Here is a 15,117-nt window from a genome sequence, read left to right on the forward strand (position 1 = left end):
CACCGCGCTGGGCTCCCCACCGAGCTCGGCGAGGACGGTCCGCGGGGCGGCGCTGCCGGGTCGTGAAGCGACCCTGGTGCCGCTGCACATGCCTCCTGAGGGGTGTGCAGCGGCACTAGGGTCGCTGCAGTTGCGCTGCCAGCGCGGGGATGGTCTCGGCCGCCCGGGCTCAGCGGGGCCGGCTCAGCCGAAGGACATCCGGAAGTCGCGCATGCGGAAGGACGCGATCGCACGCCGGCCGGCGAGCCAGCCGAGCGGGCCGTCGGGGTCGAACTCCCAGGCGCCCCAGCACGGCATCGCCCTGGCGCTGCCCTGGAGGGTGGCGCGGCGCTCCTCCCCGCCGGTGTCGGCGATGCCGGGCTGCCAGGTCTGGCCCTTGAACGGCACCCGCGGCACGAGCCCTGCGGCGTCGGTGAAGCGCGCGTTGGCGATCGGCCGGCGGTCGAGGGTCGCGGCCCACTCGGTCCGCGCGAACGGACCGCGGCGCTCGGACTCGAGCCGGAAGTCGCACAGGCCCTTCGGGATGGCCCACAGCTCGCGGCCGCCGGCGACGGACGCGGGGGAGTCGACCCAGATGTCGGTGATGCTGACCCGCCGGCCACGCGATCCGGGCACCTTGAGCGGCCGCGCCACGAGCAGCTCGGAGTAGGTCAGCGGGCTCGGCTCCTCGTAGGAGACGAACGCCGCGCCGTACACGCCGGCGGGGCGGAGCTCGTCCACGGCCGTCGGGACGCGGAACAGCGACAGGAACAGCTGGCCGGTCATCTGCCAGGGCGCTGCGGGGTACGCCGGCGCGCCGGCCGAGGGTGCGGGCGAGGACGTCTCGGTCATCCCCGCATCATCGCGTCAGTCCTCGGGGTCGTCCAGCCGCGCCAGCCACGTTGCGAGACGCTCGACGGCGGTCTCGAACTCCGGGTGGGTGTCGGTGAAGGCCTGCAGCTGCTCGGCGAGCCAGGCGAAGGTGACCTCCTCGTCACCCCGCCGTCGCTCGAGCTCCTCGATGCCCCGGTCGGTGAAGTACATCGTCGTCTCCTCGTGTGCTCGGTCCCCAGACGCGAGATGGCCCGCGTCCGCTGCCGGACGGGGCCACCTCGCGTGCGTGTCGATCGGTCAGGCGAACGCCCGCGCGAGCAGCTCCTTCTGCTCGGCCTGGTGCCGCTTGACGGTGCCGACCGCGGGGGAGGACCCCTCCGGCCGGCAGACCGGGACGACCTTGGCGTCGACCTCGGGGACGACGTTGAGGGCGTAGTGCGGCCACGGACCCATGTTCAGCGGCTCGTCCTGGACCCAGCGCACCTCCTTGAGGTGCGGGTAGCGCGCGATCTCGGCCCGGATGTCGTCCAGCGGGCGCGGGTAGAGCTGCTCGACCCGGCCGATGGCGAACCGCTCGCCCTGCTCCTGCTTGGCGCGCTCGACCATGAGGTCCCAGGTCACGCGACCCGAGCACAGCAGCAGCGTGTCGACCTTCTCGGGGTCGGCACCCGCGTCGGCGATGAACGGCCGGAACGTGCCCTCGGTGAACTCGCCGGGCTGCGAGGCCGCCTCCTTGCGCTTGAGCATCGACTTCGGCGTGAAGACGATCAGCGGGCGGTGCCGCTCGCCGAGCGCGTGCTGGCGCAGCAGGTGGAAGTACGACGCCGGGCTGCTCGGCTGCGCGACGACGAACGCCTCGTCGGCGGCCATCGTGAGGAACCGCTCGATCCGCGCGGAGGAGTGGTCGGCGCCCTGGCCCTCGTAGCCGTGCGGCAGCAGCAGCACGACGCCGGACTGCTGGCGCCACTTGCTCTCGCCGGCGGTGATGAACTCGTCGATGACGATCTGGGCGCCGTTGACGAAGTCGCCGAACTGGGCCTCCCACAGGACCAGCGCCTCGGGCCGCGCGACGGAGTAGCCGTACTCGAAGCCGAGCGCGGCGTACTCCGAGAGCAGCGAGTCGTAGACGTGGAACTTCGCCTGGTCCTCGGTCAGCGAGCTGAGCGGGGTCCACTCGTCGGCGTTGGTCCGGTCGATGATCGTCGCGAACCGCTGCACGAACGTGCCGCGGCGCGAGTCCTGGCCGGCCAGGCGGACCGGCCGCCCGTCCATGAGCAGCGAGCCGAAGGCGAGGATCTCGCCGGTGCCCCAGTCGATCGGGCCGTCGGTGATCGCCTGCGCCCGGCGCTGCAGCTGCGGCATCACCTTCGGGTGGACCGTGAAGGCGTCCGGCGGCGTCGTGTAGGCGTCGGAGATCCGCTTGAGCACCTCCGGGGAGATCGCGGTCCGCGCCTCGCCCGCCGGCTTGTCCGGGTAGTCCGGGACCGTCGTCCACTCCGAGGGCTGCGTGCTGGCCTCGCGCACCTCGGTGAAGACCCGCTCGAGCTGCTGCTGGTAGTCGCGCAGGACCTGCTCGGCCTCCTCGACCGTGATGTCGCCACGGCCGATGAGGGACTCGGTGTAGAGCTTGCGGACCGAGCGCTTCTGCTCGATGAGGTCGTACATGAGCGGCTGGGTGTACGACGGGTCGTCGCCCTCGTTGTGGCCGCGTCGGCGGTAGCAGACGAGGTCGATGACGACGTCCTTGTTGAACGCCTGGCGGTACTCGAACGCGAGCCGCGCGACCCGGATGCACGCCTCGGGGTCGTCGCCGTTGACGTGGAAGATCGGCGCCTGGACCATCCGCGCCACGTCGGTGGCGTAGAGGGAGGACCGCGAGGAGCCCGGCGAGGTCGTGAAGCCGACCTGGTTGTTGACGATCACGTGGATCGTGCCGCCGGTGCGGTAGCCGCGCAGCTGGGAGAGGTTCAGCGTCTCGGCGACCACGCCCTGGCCCGCGAACGCCGCGTCACCGTGGACGAGCAGCGGCAGCACGGGGTAGTCCGCGCCGCGGTCGAGCACGTCCTGCTTGGCGCGCGCGATGCCCTCGAGCACCGGGTCGACCGCCTCGAGGTGGGACGGGTTCGCCGCGACCGAGACCTTGACCTTGTGGCCCGAGTCGGCCTCGAACTCACCCTCCGCGCCGAGGTGGTACTTCACGTCGCCGGAGCCCTGGACGGTCCGCGGGTCGATGTTGCCCTCGAACTCCCGGAAGATCTGCGAGTACTTCTTCCCGACGATGTTCGCGAGCACGTTGAGCCGGCCGCGGTGGGCCATGCCGATGGCGACCTCGTCGAGGTCGGCCTGCGCGGCGGCCTCGCAGATCTCGTCGATCACCGGGACGGTGGTCTCGCCGCCCTCGAGGGAGAACCGCTTCTGCCCGACGAACTTGGTCTGCAGGAACGTCTCGAACGCCTCGGCCTGGTTGAGCTTCAGCAGGATCCGGAGCTGCTCCTCGCGCGGCGGCTTCTGGTGCGGCTGCTCGACGCGCTGCTGGATCCACTGGCGCTGCTCGGGATCCATGATGTGCATGTACTCGATGCCGGTGGTGCGGCAGTAGGAGTCGCGCAGCGTGCCGAGGATGTGCCGCAGCTTCATGAAGCGCCGGCCCTCGCCACCGAAGGACCCGGTGGGGAACTCGCGGTCGAGGTCCCACAGCGTCAGGCCGTGCGACTCGATGCGCAGGTCGGGGTGGCTGCGCTGGCGGTACTCCAGCGGGTCGGTGTCGGCCATCAGGTGGCCGCGCACGCGGTAGGCGTGGATCAGCTCGAGGATCCGGGCCTGCTTGTCGATCTCGTCGTCGTGGGAGGCCGAGACGTCGGCGTTCCAGCGGATCGGCTCGTAGGGGATGCGCAGCGAGCGGAAGATCTCGTCGTAGAACCCGTCCTGGCCCAGGAGGTACTTGTGCACCTGGCCGAGGAACTCACCCGACTGCGCGCCCTGGATGACGCGATGGTCGTAGGTGGAGGTCATGGTCATGATCCGCGAGATGGCGTTCCGCGAGATCGTCTCCTCGGACGCGCCCTGGAACTCCGGCGGGTAGTCCATGGAGCCGACGCCGATGATGGCCGCCTGGCCCTTCATCAGGCGCGGGACCGAGTTGTTGGTCCCGAGGCCGCCGACGTTGGTGAGGCTGACCGTCGTGCCGGAGTAGTCCTCCATCGTCAGCTTGTTGTTCTTGGCCTTGCGGACGATGTCCTCGTACGCGGTCCAGAACTGCGCGAAGTCCATGGACTCGCAGGCCTTGATCGACGGGGCGACGAGCTGGCGGCTGCCGTCGGACTTCACCTGGTCGATGGCGAGGCCGAGGTTGATGTGCGCCGGGGTGACCAGCGTCGGCTTCCCGTCGACCTCGTCGTAGGTGTTGTTCATCGCCGGCAGCGCCTTGATCGCCTTGATGATCGCGTAGCCGATGAGGTGGGTGAAGGACACCTTGCCGCCGCGCGCACGCTCGAGGTGGCCGTTGATGACGATCCGGTTGTCCCACAGCAGCTTGACCGGCATGTTGCGCACCGACGTGGCGGTGGGCACGGACAGCGAGATGTCCATGTTCTTCGCCGTGGCCGCGCCGATGCCGCGCAGCACGGTGTACGACGGCTCGTCGCTCGCCGTGGCGGGGTCGGCGGGGCGCGACTCCTTGGGCGTGGGGGAGGAGGTGCCCTTGGCCGGCTCGGCGGCCTTGGTCTCAGGCCGCGGCGTGGCCTTCGGCTCCGACTTCGGCTGCGCCTTCTGCTCGGCCTTGGCCGGCTTGCTCTCCGGCTTGCTCTCCGGCTTGCTCTCGGCCTTGGCCGGGGCTTGCGGGGAGGAGCCGTTGCCGTTGCCGTTGCTGGGGGCCGCGGCGTCGCTCTTGAAGAACTTCACCCACGTCGGGTCGACGCTCCCGGGGTCCTTCTTGTACTGCTCGTGCATCTCCTCGACGAGCCACTCGTTGGCTCCGAAGTCAGCGGGTGGCTCCGAGCCGGAGGAACGTTCGGAGGACTGGTTGCCAGAGGACTGCGGCACGACTTGCTTCGCCTCTTCCCAAGTGAGCGCGCGGGGGTGGGTGTCGGAGGTCAAGGCTAGTCCCCCGCCGAAGCAAATGCGCCGGTCAGGGTCGCCTGTCGGGCAAGGTATGACCCGATGCACACCGGCGTGGCTCCCGCGCCGGAGGCGGGTCCGGGTGAACATGGGGCCCGTTCATCGACTTACGACACTTCAGGGAGCGGGCCAGGGATGTCCACCACCCCTCGCGGGACGCCTCCGCGCCGGGCCGGGCGGCTCGTCGCGGCGGCCACGACGGCGCTCGTGCTGGCCGCCGGCACGACCGCCTGCACGGGCGCCGACGACGGGGCCTCGGGCGACGCCGGCCACCCCACGGGCGGCCACCGGCAGGCGGCGCTCGTGCAGGCGCCCGCCGGCTCCCCGCCGACCACGACCACGATCGGCCGGGTGACCGGCCGGCTCCCCGCAGCGCGGCGGCAGGCACTGAAGCGGCAGGTGGGCCGGGTCGTCGACGGCTGGCTCGACGCGGCGTACGTCGGCGGCGACCTCCCGCGGGTCGGTGGCTTCCGGCAGGCCTTCCCCGGGTTCAGCAGCGGCGCGAAGGACGAGGCCCGTCGCGACCTGCGCCTGATGACCAACGTGGGCCTGGCGGGCCGCATCAGCGGCGTCGACGTACGCCGGCGTGAGCTGCGCCTGGACGTGCTGGCGGTCCGTGGCCGCGCCGTCGGGGTGACCGGGCGGGTGCTGCTCGTGTTCGAGACCACCGGGCAGGTGGCCCGTCGCGACCGGGTCGCGGGCCGGCTCCTCCTCGCCCGGCGCGAGGGTGCCTGGCAGGTCTTCGGCTACGACATCTCGAGGGGGAGGTCCTGATGGCGGCTCCGCTCGGACCGGTGCGGCGCGCTCTCCGCGCCGGTGTGCTGGCGCTGGTGCTCGCGGGTGCGGCGGTGGTCGTGCCCGACGCGGCCGTGCACCGGACCGACCTCGTGCTGGTGCAGGCCGACCGCGCCGACGGCGTGGCCGTCCGGGACCAGGACGTCCTCTGGGTCCTCGCCGTCGGCTCGGACGCCCGTCCGGGGGAGTCGATGGTGCGCTCGCGGGGCGACGCGATCCAGCTGGTCGGCATCAACACGAGGACCGGCTCGGCCGTCGCGATCGGCGTGCCGCGGGACTCGTGGGTGCCGATCCCCGGCCACGGCCACGGCCGGGTCAACTCCGCGCTCACCTACGGCGGCCCTGCGCTGATGGGCCGCACGGTCGGCGACCTGGTCGGTGTGCAGCCGGACTACGTCTTCGTCACGCGGTTCCCGTTCTTCGAGGACATGGTCGACGACATCGGTGGCATCCACGTGCGGAACCCGCGCGCCTTCTCCGACGAGAACCTCAAGCCGCTCGGCTTCACCGCCGGGCGGGTCCGGCTCGACGGGTACGGCGCGATGGCGTTCTCGCGGATCCGCAAGACGTTGCCGGGTGGGGACTTCGACCGCTCGGCCAACCAGCAGCGTGTGCTGCGCGGGATCCAGCAGGCCGTCCGCGCCCGCGCCGACGAGCCGGGCTTCGTCGAGCGCGGGGTGCTCACGGTGATGGAGCACATGCACACCGACCTGCCTCCCGGCGAGCTCTTCCGTCTCGGGCAGGCGCTCGCACAGATCGATCCCGCGAAGGTGACGACCTGCGTCGTCGGCGGCTCCATCGGCACCGTCGGCAGCGCCTCGATCGTGCGGCCGTTCGTCTCCCAGGCCCGCCGGTACGGCGCGGCCGCCCGCTCCGACGCGAGCCTCCGGGGCTGCTGAGCCGAGGCCCGAGACCCGGGCCACTGCTCGGAAATGGCCACCGGGCCGGCCCCCGTGAGGGGCCGGCCCGGTGTGCTGTGGATCGGGTCGTGCTGGGTGGAGCAGCTGGGTCAGCGGGGGAAGATGCGGCCCGAGGAGGACGCGAGGTCCAGGAGGCCGATGCCCGCGAGGTTGAGCTGCAGGCCGTGGACGCCGGTGCCGTGGTAGCTCTTGTCGAACAGCTTCCGGAAGTTCAGGAAGTTGTCGTCACCGAGGTCGTAGGACTCCCCGGGGCGGAGCGTGACGGGCTTGCCGTTGTGCAGGACCTGGAGGTACTTCGTGGTCACGGTGGGCTTGACCTCGGCGGACTTCGCCGAGCGCTTGAGGTTGACCAGCGAGGAGAGGCCCTTGACCTCGAGGCCCAGGCTCGGGACGGTCACGGTGCCGAGGTCGGTGCCGATGAGCGCCTTGGCGGCGCGGCCCTTGAGGTAGTCGCCCATGTACTTGTAGGTGACGCCGGTGACGTCGACGAGGCCGCCGAGGAGGCTGTAGTCCGCAGCCTTCGTGGTGACGACGCGGCCGTCGGTGCCACCGCAGGGGATGGAGCGCTGGCCCAGGTTGCCGACGTTCAGCAGCGGGATGTCGCCGAGGATGTTGGCGCCGGTGGCGGTGCCACGGAAGACGCCCGCGGGGCCGGCCTTGCTGATCTCGGTACGAGCGCGACCGAGCTGGAGCAGCGTGTCGTTGCCCGTGGCGTTGACGAGGATCTTCAGCGCGTACGCCTCGGAGATGCCCTGCTTGGCGGTCGCCTTGCCCGAGGAGGCGCCGAGCCCGATCGCGCCGAGGCCCGGGATCTCGATGGTGTTGCCGGCGACGCTCGAGAGCAGCTTGACCAGCTCGTTGACGATCTGGTTCACCGGGGCGACGAGGTCGTTGACGATGTAGAGCAGGTCGGAGAGGCCGGGGACGCTGCCGATGACGGACTCGTCGATGCCGGTGATCTCGATGCCCTCGAAGCCGAAGGACTCCTCGTGGCCGTAGCCCTTGCCGGTGTGGAAGGCGTCGGCGACCGACTGCAGGCCCTTGATCGAGATCTGCGGGAGCTTGCCGAGGCCCGGCAGCTCGATGCCGCCGACCTTGACGTCGCCCACGGTGCTGATGCCGCGGACGCCGGTGCGGTCGCCCCGCTTGTAGGTCTCGGAGGTCTGGTGGGTGACCGAGAGGTCGATGAGGCCCTCGGGCAGGGCGCCGTCGGTGATCTCGTCGAGGGGCGCGAGGATCGAGCTCTTGTCGGCGACGCGACCGGCCATGGTCGTGCAGCGCTGCTGGGCGTAGCCGCCCTTGAGGGCCCGGAGCTCGACGCCCTCGAGCAGGAGCTTGGTGCCGAAGACGTCGGCCTTGTAGCCGAAGCCGGTCTTCTCGAGGCGGCCGGAGGCGGTGAGCTTGCCGGCGGGGGCGGAGACGGCGGCCCGGGGGGCGGTCTCGGCCGTGGCGGTGGGGGTGACGACGAGGGCGCCGGCGAGGCCGGCCGCGCTGACCGCGGTGACCGCGATCGCCCTGCTCAGGGACTTCTTCACGCTTTCCTGCTTTCGTAGCTCGCGCCGCTCGACCCTCCCCGGCCGGGCGACGACGGATCCTGGTGGCGGGACCGCAGGGGTCCTTGGCCGGGGGACCAGCCGGGGCCTGCCCTCCGAGAGACGGCCCGGGGAAGCCGCCTCACGCCTGCAACGGGCACCCTGCTCGTTTGTTACGTAGGTCATGCCTGGCGTGGGGAACGGTCTAGACGTGGCCGTTCGGGGGGTGCGCGAGGGTCCGGATGGCCCGTTCGGACTAGTCATCCGGGCGCCGTCCGGGAGGGTGCACCCGGGAACGGCGAACGGCCTCCCGGAGGACCGGGAGGCCGTTCGCGATGGCGCCTCCGGCAGGATTCGAACCTGCGACACCTGGTACCGGAAACCAGTGCTCTATCCCCTGAGCTACGGAGGCACGACGGCCGTGCGGCCAGCGTGCGGGGGAACCGTACCCGTCCGCGGCCGTGCGCGAGAAACCGGCACCCGCCGATAGGCTTGGACGGTGACTCCCGCGCAGCTCTCCACGACCATCGTCGACGGCCTGACGGCCCTCGTCGAGCAGGGTGCGCTCACCCTGCCCGACGGCGTACCCGCGGAGGTCACCGTGGAGCGTCCGCGCCAGAAGGGCCACGGCGACTACGCCACCAACGTCGCGCTGCAGCTGGCGAAGAAGGCCGGCACCAACCCGCGGTCGCTGGGCGAGCTGCTCGCCGAGCAGCTGCGTTCCTCCGAGGGCATCGGCGGCGTCGAGGTCGCCGGCCCGGGCTTCCTCAACATCACCGTCGAGGCGGGCGCCCAGGGCATCGTCGCGGCGGACATCGTCGCGGCGGGGGAGCGGTACGGCCACACCGAGACGCTCGCGGGCCAGCGCGTCAACGTCGAGTTCATCTCGGCCAACCCGACCGGCCCGCTCCACCTCGGGCACACCCGCTGGGCGGTGCTCGGCGACGCGGTCGGACGGGTCCTGGCCGCCGCCGGCGCCGAGGTCACGCGCGAGTTCTACATCAACGACCGCGGCGTGCAGATGAACCACTTCGCCGACTCGATCATCGCCGCCGCGCTCGGCGAGCCCACGCCCACCGACGGGTACGCCGGGGCGTACATCGCCGACCTGGCGACCGCCGTGGGCGAGGCTTCCCCCGGCATCTTCGACCTTCCCGCCGACGAGCGCCGCACTGCCGTACGGGCCAAGGCCTACGAGCTGCAGCTGGCCCAGCAGCAGGCCCAGCTCGACGCGTTCAACACCCACTTCGACGTGTGGTTCTCCGAGCTCTCCCTGCACGAGTCGGGCTCGGTGCCCGAGACGCTCGCCCGGCTCAAGGAGCTCGGTCACGTCTACGAGCAGGACGGTGCGCTGTGGATGCGCACCACCGACTTCGGTGACGACAAGGACCGGGTCCTGATCAAGTCCGACGGCGAGCTGACGTACTTCGCCTCCGACACCGCCTACTACCTCGACAAGCGCTCCCGCGGCTTCGACCGCTGCATCTACATGCTGGGCGCCGACCACCACGGGTACGTCGGGCGGCTGCGCGCGATGGCCGCCTGCGTCGGGGACGACCCGGCCCAGACGCTCGAGGTGCTCATCGGCCAGCTGGTGAAGATCCTGCGCGACGGTGAGGAGCTGCGGCTGTCGAAGCGGGCCGGCACGATCGTGACGCTCGAGGAGCTGACCGACGAGATCGGCGTCGACGCGCTGCGCTACTCCCTGGCCCGTTACCCGGCCGACTCCCCGCTGGTGCTCGACGTCGGCGAGATCACCAAGCAGTCCAACGAGAACCCGGTCTTCACGGTGCAGTACGCCCACGCCCGGGTCTCCAGCCTCCTGCGCAACGCCGCCGACCTCGGTGTCGAGGCCGCCTCCCACCCCGAGCTGCTGACCCACGAGAAGGAGGGGCTGCTGCTGCGGGCGCTCGCGGAGTTCCCGCGGGTCGTGGCCAGCGCCGCCGAGCTGCGCGAGCCGCACCGGGTCGCGCGCTACCTCGAGGAGCTGGCCGGCACCTACCACCGCTTCTACGACAGCTGCCGCGTCCTGCCGATGGGCGACGAGGAGACCACCGACCTGCACCGGGCCCGCCTGCTGCTGGTCCAGGCGACGCGCACGGTCCTGGCCAACGGCCTGGACCTCCTCGGCGTGTCCGCCCCCGAGCGCATGTGAGGACGAGGACCCGATGACGCACGAAGCAGGCTGGGCCCACGCGCCCGGGGCGTTCCGCGGCCCGTCGTGGCTGCGGACGCCCGCCGACCCCAACGACCTGGTGCCGCGGCTGTGGTCGACCACCGCGCACAAGGACGACGCGGGGGTGCTGACCGTCGGCGGCGTGCCGCTGACCGAGCTGGTCGCCGAGCACGGCTCGCCGGCGTACGTCCTGGACGAGCAGGACTTCCGCACCCGCGCCCGTGCGTTCCGCGACGCGTTCGCGGCGTACGACGTCTACTACGCCGGCAAGGCCTTCATCTCCGTCGCCGTCGCGCGGTGGATCGCCGAGGAGGGGCTCTCCCTCGACGTCTGCAGCGGCGGCGAGCTCTCGGTCGCCGAGCGGGCCGGGTTCCCGATGGAGCGGGTGGAGTTCCACGGCAACAACAAGTCCGAGGGTGAGCTGCGCCGTGCGGTGCGGCTGGGGGTCGGACGGATCATCGTCGACTCCTTCCACGAGATCGAGCGGCTCGCCCGCATCGCCGCCGAGGAGGACGCGACCGTCCCGGTGATGATCCGCGTGACGGCCGGCGTCGAGGCGCACACCCACGAGTACATCGCCACCGCGCACGAGGACCAGAAGTTCGGCTTCTCCATCACGGCCGGCGACGCCCTCGAGGCGGTACGTCGCGTGGTGGCCGCCGAGGCGCTCGACCTGCGGGGCCTGCACTCCCACATCGGCAGCCAGATCTTCGACTCGGCCGGCTTCGAGGTGGCCGCCCGCCGGGTGCTGGCGCTCCACGCGACGGTGGCGCGGGAGCTCGGCGTGGAGATGGCCGAGATGGACCTCGGCGGCGGCTTCGGCATCGCCTACACGACCCAGGACGACCCGGCCGAGCCCGCGCGGCTCGCGGCCGAGATGACCGCGATCGTCGAGCACGAGTGCCGTGCGCTCGGCATCGCGCAGCCCGCGCTGTCGATCGAGCCGGGCCGCGCGATCGTCGGCCCGTCGATGTGCACGGTCTACGAGGTCGGCACCGTCAAGGAGGTCAGCCTCGACGGCGGCGCCTCGCGCAGCTACGTCTCGGTCGACGGCGGGATGAGCGACAACATCCGCACAGCCCTCTACGACGCCGACTACTCCTGCACCCTCGCCTCGCGCCGCTCCGACGCCGAGCCGGTGCTCGGCCGCGTGGTCGGCAAGCACTGCGAGGCCGGCGACATCGTGGTCAAGGACGAGTTCCTGCCCGGCGACCTCGCGCCCGGCGACCTCGTGGCGGTGCCCGGCACGGGCGCCTACTGCCGCTCGATGGCCTCCAACTACAACCACCTCCTGCGCCCTCCGGTGATCGCGGTGCGGGACGGGGCGTCCCGCGTCCTCGTCCGGCGGGAGACTGAGGACGACCTGTTGGCGACTGACGTGGGTGATCTGTGATGGAGGGCGACAAGCGACCCGACAAGCTCCGGGTGGCGGTGCTCGGGTGTGGGTCGGTCGGTTCGCAGGTGGTGCGGCTGCTCCAGGAGCAGGCCGACGACCTGGCCGCGCGGGTGGGCGTGCCGGTCGAGCTGGCCGGCGTCGCGGTGCGGCGGCTGGACGCGCCCCGCGAGGTCGACGTGCCGGCGGAGCTGCTGACGACCGACGCCACGGGGCTGGTGAGCCGCGACGACGTCGACCTGGTGGTCGAGGTCATCGGCGGCATCGAGCCCGCCCGGTCGCTGATCCTGGCCGCGCTCGAGAACGGCGCGAGCGTCGTCTCGGCCAACAAGGCGCTGCTCGCCGAGGACGGCCCGACGCTCTTCGAGGCCGCCGAGAAGGCCGGCCGCGACCTCTACTACGAGGCCGCCGTCGCCGGCGCGATCCCGATCCTGCGGCCGCTGCGCGAGTCGCTGGCCGGCGACCGGGTCACCCGCGTGCTCGGCATCGTCAACGGCACGACGAACTTCATCCTCGACAAGATGGACACGTCCGGCGCCGGGTTCACCGAGGCGCTCGAGGAGGCCCAGGAGCTGGGGTACGCCGAGGCCGACCCGACCGCCGACGTCGAGGGCTTCGACGCCGCCGCGAAGGCCGCCATCCTCGCGTCGCTGGCCTTCCACTCCCGCGTCACCGCCTCCGACGTGCACCGCGAGGGCATCGCCGAGGTGACCGCCGCCGACGTGCAGTCGGCCCGCGACATGGGCGCGGTCGTGAAGCTGCTCGCGATCTGCGAGCTCCGCGAGGGCGACGACGGCGAGGAGGCCGTGGCCGTCCGCGTCCACCCGGCGATGATCCCGCGCTCCCACCCGCTCGCCTCGGTCCGCGAGGCCTACAACGCGGTGTTCGTGGAGTCCGAGGCGGCCGGCCAGCTGATGTTCTACGGGCCCGGCGCCGGCGGCTCGCCGACGGCCTCCGCGGTCCTCGGCGACCTGGTCACGGTGGCCCGCAACCGCCTCGCCGGCACCCGCGGCGTCGGCGAGTCGGCGTACGCCGACCGTCCGGTGCTGCCGATGGGGGAGACCCGCACGCGCTACCACGTGGCGATCGACGTCGACGACCGCGCCGGCGTGCTCGCGTCGGTCGCGACCGCGTTCGCCGAGCACGGCGTCTCGATCCAGACGGTCCGCCAGGAGGGCCGCGACGACGACGCGCAGCTGGTGGTCGTCTCGCACGAGTCGACCGACGCGCAGCTGAGCGCGACCGTCGCGCACCTGCGCGACATGGACATCGTCCGCGAGGTCACCTCGATCATGCGGGTGGAAGGGGAGCACGAGTGAGCACGCGCACGGCCACGCACCAGTGGCGGGGTGTCATCGAGGAGTACCGCGACCTGCTGGAGATCCCCGAGGGCACGCCCGCGGTCACGCTCCGCGAGGGCGGCACGCCGCTGGTGCACTCGGAGTGGCTCTCCGGGCTGACCGGTGCCGAGGTGTGGCTCAAGGTCGAGGGCAACAACCCGACCGGCTCCTTCAAGGACCGCGGCATGACCGCCGCGATCTCGGTCGCCAAGGCCGACGGCGCCGAGGCGGTCGTGTGCGCCTCGACGGGCAACACGTCGGCCTCCATGGCGGCGTACGCCGCGAAGGCGGGCCTCAAGCCGCTCGTGCTCGTCCCCGAGGGCAAGATCGCCGCGGGCAAGATGGCGCAGGCGATCATGCACGGAGGCCAGGTCGTGATGGTCCGCGGCAACTTCGACGACTGCCTCGCGCTGGCCCGCCAGCTCGCCTGGGACTACCCGGTCGCGCTGGTCAACTCGGTCAACCCGGTCCGGCTCGAGGGCCAGAAGACCGCGGCCTTCGAGATCGTCGACTTCCTCGGCGACGCGCCCGACTACCACCTGCTGCCGGTGGGCAACGCCGGCAACATCTCGGCGTACTGGCTCGGCTACAACCAGTACGCCGCGCTGGGCCTCGCCAGCCGCACGCCGGTCATGCGCGGCTTCCAGGCCGAGGGCGCGGCGCCGCTGGTCACGGGCGAGCCGTTCCCGGACCCCGAGACCAAGGCGACCGCGATCCGGATCGGCAACCCCGCCTCCTGGAAGCTCGCCGAGGCGGCGCGCAACGAGTCGGGCGGCCGCTTCGCGGCGGTCAGCGACGACGCGATCCTCGCCGCCCAACGCGAGCTCGCCGCCCGCGACGGCGTCTTCGTCGAGCCGGCCTCCGCCGCGGGCATCGCCGGCCTGCTGCAGGAGCTCGCTGCCGGCGAGTCCTACGCCGGCAGCACGGTCGCCATCACCGTCACCGGGCACGGGCTCAAGGACACCGCGACCGCGCTCGAGGGGTACGCCGCCAGCGGGCAGAGCGTCGTCGACACCGTCATCGACGCGGACGTCACGGCGGCGGCCGAGGCCGCCGGCCTGAGGTGACGTCGTACGTCGTCGGGCCGGTGCGCGTGAGCGTCCCGGCCACCTCGGCCAACCTCGGCCCCGGCTTCGACAGCCTCGGTCTCGCGCTCGACCTGCGTGACGAGCTCGAGGGCGAGGTCCTGGCCGAGGGGCTCGTCGTCGAGGTCAGCGGCGCCGGCGCCGACGCGGTCCCGCTCGACGAGTCCCACCTCGTCGTCTGCGCGATGCGCGCGGCGTTCGAGGCGCTCGGCGGGCAGCCGCCGGGCCTGCGGCTGCGCTGCGCGAACGTCGTGCCTCACGCCCGCGGCCTCGGCTCCTCCTCCGCCGCGATCGTGGGCGGCCTGGTGCTGGCCCGAGCGCTGGTGACCGACGGCTCCTCGCTGCTCGACGACGCGGCGCTGTTCGAGCTCGGCGCCCGGATCGAGGGGCACCCCGACAACGTCTCGCCCGCACTGCACGGCGGGTTCACGATCTCCGGCCACGACGACGACGGCTTCTGGACCGTCGGGTCGCCGGTCGACCCGCGGCTCTCGGTCGTGGTCCTCGTCCCGCCGGACGGCGTCGCGACCGAGGTGGCCCGCGGCCTGCTCCCCGGTCAGGTCCCGCACGCGGACGCCGCCGCGGACGCCGGCCGCACGGCGCTGCTCGTGGCCGCCCTCGCCGGACGGCCCGAGCACCTGCTGCGCGCCACGCGCGACTACCTCCACCAGGAGCAGCGCCGCCCCGCGATGCCGGCCTCGCTGGCGCTCGTCGACGCGCTGCGGGCCGACGGCGTGCCCGCCGTCGTCTCCGGTGCCGGCCCCACCGTGCTCGCGTTCGCCGACGGCCCGGCCGCGCGCGACCGGCTCCTCGAGCGCTGCCCGGACGGGTGGGTCGCCCACGCGCTGGCGATCAGCGCCGACGGCGCCCGCGTGCTGCGCCCCGGTGAGTGAGGACTGCATCGAGGTGTGCAGGTGGCCCGCCGCGCCGATCGGCGGACCGCCCGC

General features: G+C 72.3%; 11 protein-coding genes and 1 tRNA gene. 7 read left to right on the forward strand and 5 right to left on the reverse strand.

Features of this window, described 5'->3' with window-relative positions; genetic code table 11:
* Positions 1 to 183: 183 nt before the first annotated feature.
* The 3 genes from QWY28_RS15085 to QWY28_RS15095 form a co-directional block, all read right to left on the reverse strand.
* On the reverse strand, positions 184 to 831 hold the full coding sequence (locus QWY28_RS15085; protein WP_300953387.1) for an acetoacetate decarboxylase family protein: 648 nt from the start codon (positions 829 to 831) through the stop codon (positions 184 to 186).
* 15 nt (positions 832 to 846) lie between these two features.
* Positions 847 to 1,023, reverse strand: coding sequence for a DUF6104 family protein (locus tag QWY28_RS15090; protein ID WP_166193936.1), 177 nt, complete (start codon positions 1,021 to 1,023; stop codon positions 847 to 849).
* Positions 1,024 to 1,110: 87 nt separating this feature from the next.
* Positions 1,111 to 4,854: a multifunctional oxoglutarate decarboxylase/oxoglutarate dehydrogenase thiamine pyrophosphate-binding subunit/dihydrolipoyllysine-residue succinyltransferase subunit gene (locus QWY28_RS15095; RefSeq protein ID WP_300953388.1), complete on the reverse strand. Its 3,744-nt coding sequence runs from the start codon at positions 4,852 to 4,854 to the stop codon at positions 1,111 to 1,113.
* A 210-nt stretch (positions 4,855 to 5,064) separates the two neighbouring features.
* Between QWY28_RS15095 and QWY28_RS15100 the strand changes: the two genes are divergently transcribed.
* Together QWY28_RS15100 and QWY28_RS15105 are read left to right on the forward strand one after the other, a co-directional pair.
* Positions 5,065 to 5,703, forward strand: a complete 639-nt coding sequence (locus QWY28_RS15100; protein WP_300953389.1) for a hypothetical protein — start codon at positions 5,065 to 5,067, stop codon at positions 5,701 to 5,703.
* Positions 5,703 to 6,623 carry an LCP family protein gene (locus tag QWY28_RS15105; RefSeq protein WP_300953390.1) on the forward strand — a complete coding sequence of 307 codons (921 nt, stop codon included), beginning with the start codon at positions 5,703 to 5,705 and terminating at the stop codon, positions 6,621 to 6,623. Before QWY28_RS15100 ends, QWY28_RS15105 begins: the two co-directional genes overlap by 1 nt.
* A 110-nt stretch (positions 6,624 to 6,733) precedes the next feature.
* Here QWY28_RS15105 and QWY28_RS15110 read toward each other — a convergent pair whose 3' ends face one another.
* Positions 6,734 to 8,179, reverse strand: a complete 1,446-nt coding sequence (locus tag QWY28_RS15110) for a hypothetical protein (RefSeq protein WP_300953391.1) — start codon at positions 8,177 to 8,179, stop codon at positions 6,734 to 6,736.
* Positions 8,180 to 8,512: 333 nt separating this feature from the next.
* Positions 8,513 to 8,588: transfer RNA gene (locus QWY28_RS15115), tRNA-Arg, on the reverse strand.
* Between the two features lie 87 nt (positions 8,589 to 8,675).
* Between QWY28_RS15115 and argS the strand changes: the two genes are divergently transcribed.
* The 5 genes from argS to thrB are packed head-to-tail and all read left to right on the forward strand — an operon-like array spanning position 8,676 to position 15,063.
* On the forward strand, positions 8,676 to 10,331 hold the full coding sequence (gene argS / locus QWY28_RS15120) for an arginine--tRNA ligase (RefSeq protein WP_300953392.1): 1,656 nt from the start codon (positions 8,676 to 8,678) through the stop codon (positions 10,329 to 10,331).
* Positions 10,332 to 10,344: 13 nt separating this feature from the next.
* On the forward strand, positions 10,345 to 11,745 hold the full coding sequence (lysA, locus tag QWY28_RS15125) for a diaminopimelate decarboxylase (protein ID WP_300953393.1): 1,401 nt from the start codon (positions 10,345 to 10,347) through the stop codon (positions 11,743 to 11,745).
* Positions 11,745 to 13,064 carry a homoserine dehydrogenase gene (locus QWY28_RS15130; protein WP_300953394.1) on the forward strand — a complete coding sequence of 440 codons (1,320 nt, stop codon included), beginning with the start codon at positions 11,745 to 11,747 and terminating at the stop codon, positions 13,062 to 13,064. Before lysA ends, QWY28_RS15130 begins: the two co-directional genes overlap by 1 nt.
* Positions 13,061 to 14,152, forward strand: coding sequence for a threonine synthase (thrC, locus tag QWY28_RS15135; RefSeq protein WP_300953395.1), 1,092 nt, complete (start codon positions 13,061 to 13,063; stop codon positions 14,150 to 14,152). The genes QWY28_RS15130 and thrC overlap by 4 nt, the downstream gene beginning before the upstream one ends.
* On the forward strand, positions 14,149 to 15,063 hold the full coding sequence (gene thrB, locus QWY28_RS15140) for a homoserine kinase (RefSeq protein ID WP_300953396.1): 915 nt from the start codon (positions 14,149 to 14,151) through the stop codon (positions 15,061 to 15,063). The genes thrC and thrB overlap by 4 nt, the downstream gene beginning before the upstream one ends.
* The last annotated feature ends 54 nt before the right edge of the window (positions 15,064 to 15,117 follow it).

The sequence above is a fragment of the Nocardioides oceani genome (assembly GCF_030412965.1).
GTDB lineage: Bacteria > Actinomycetota > Actinomycetes > Propionibacteriales > Nocardioidaceae > Nocardioides > Nocardioides oceani.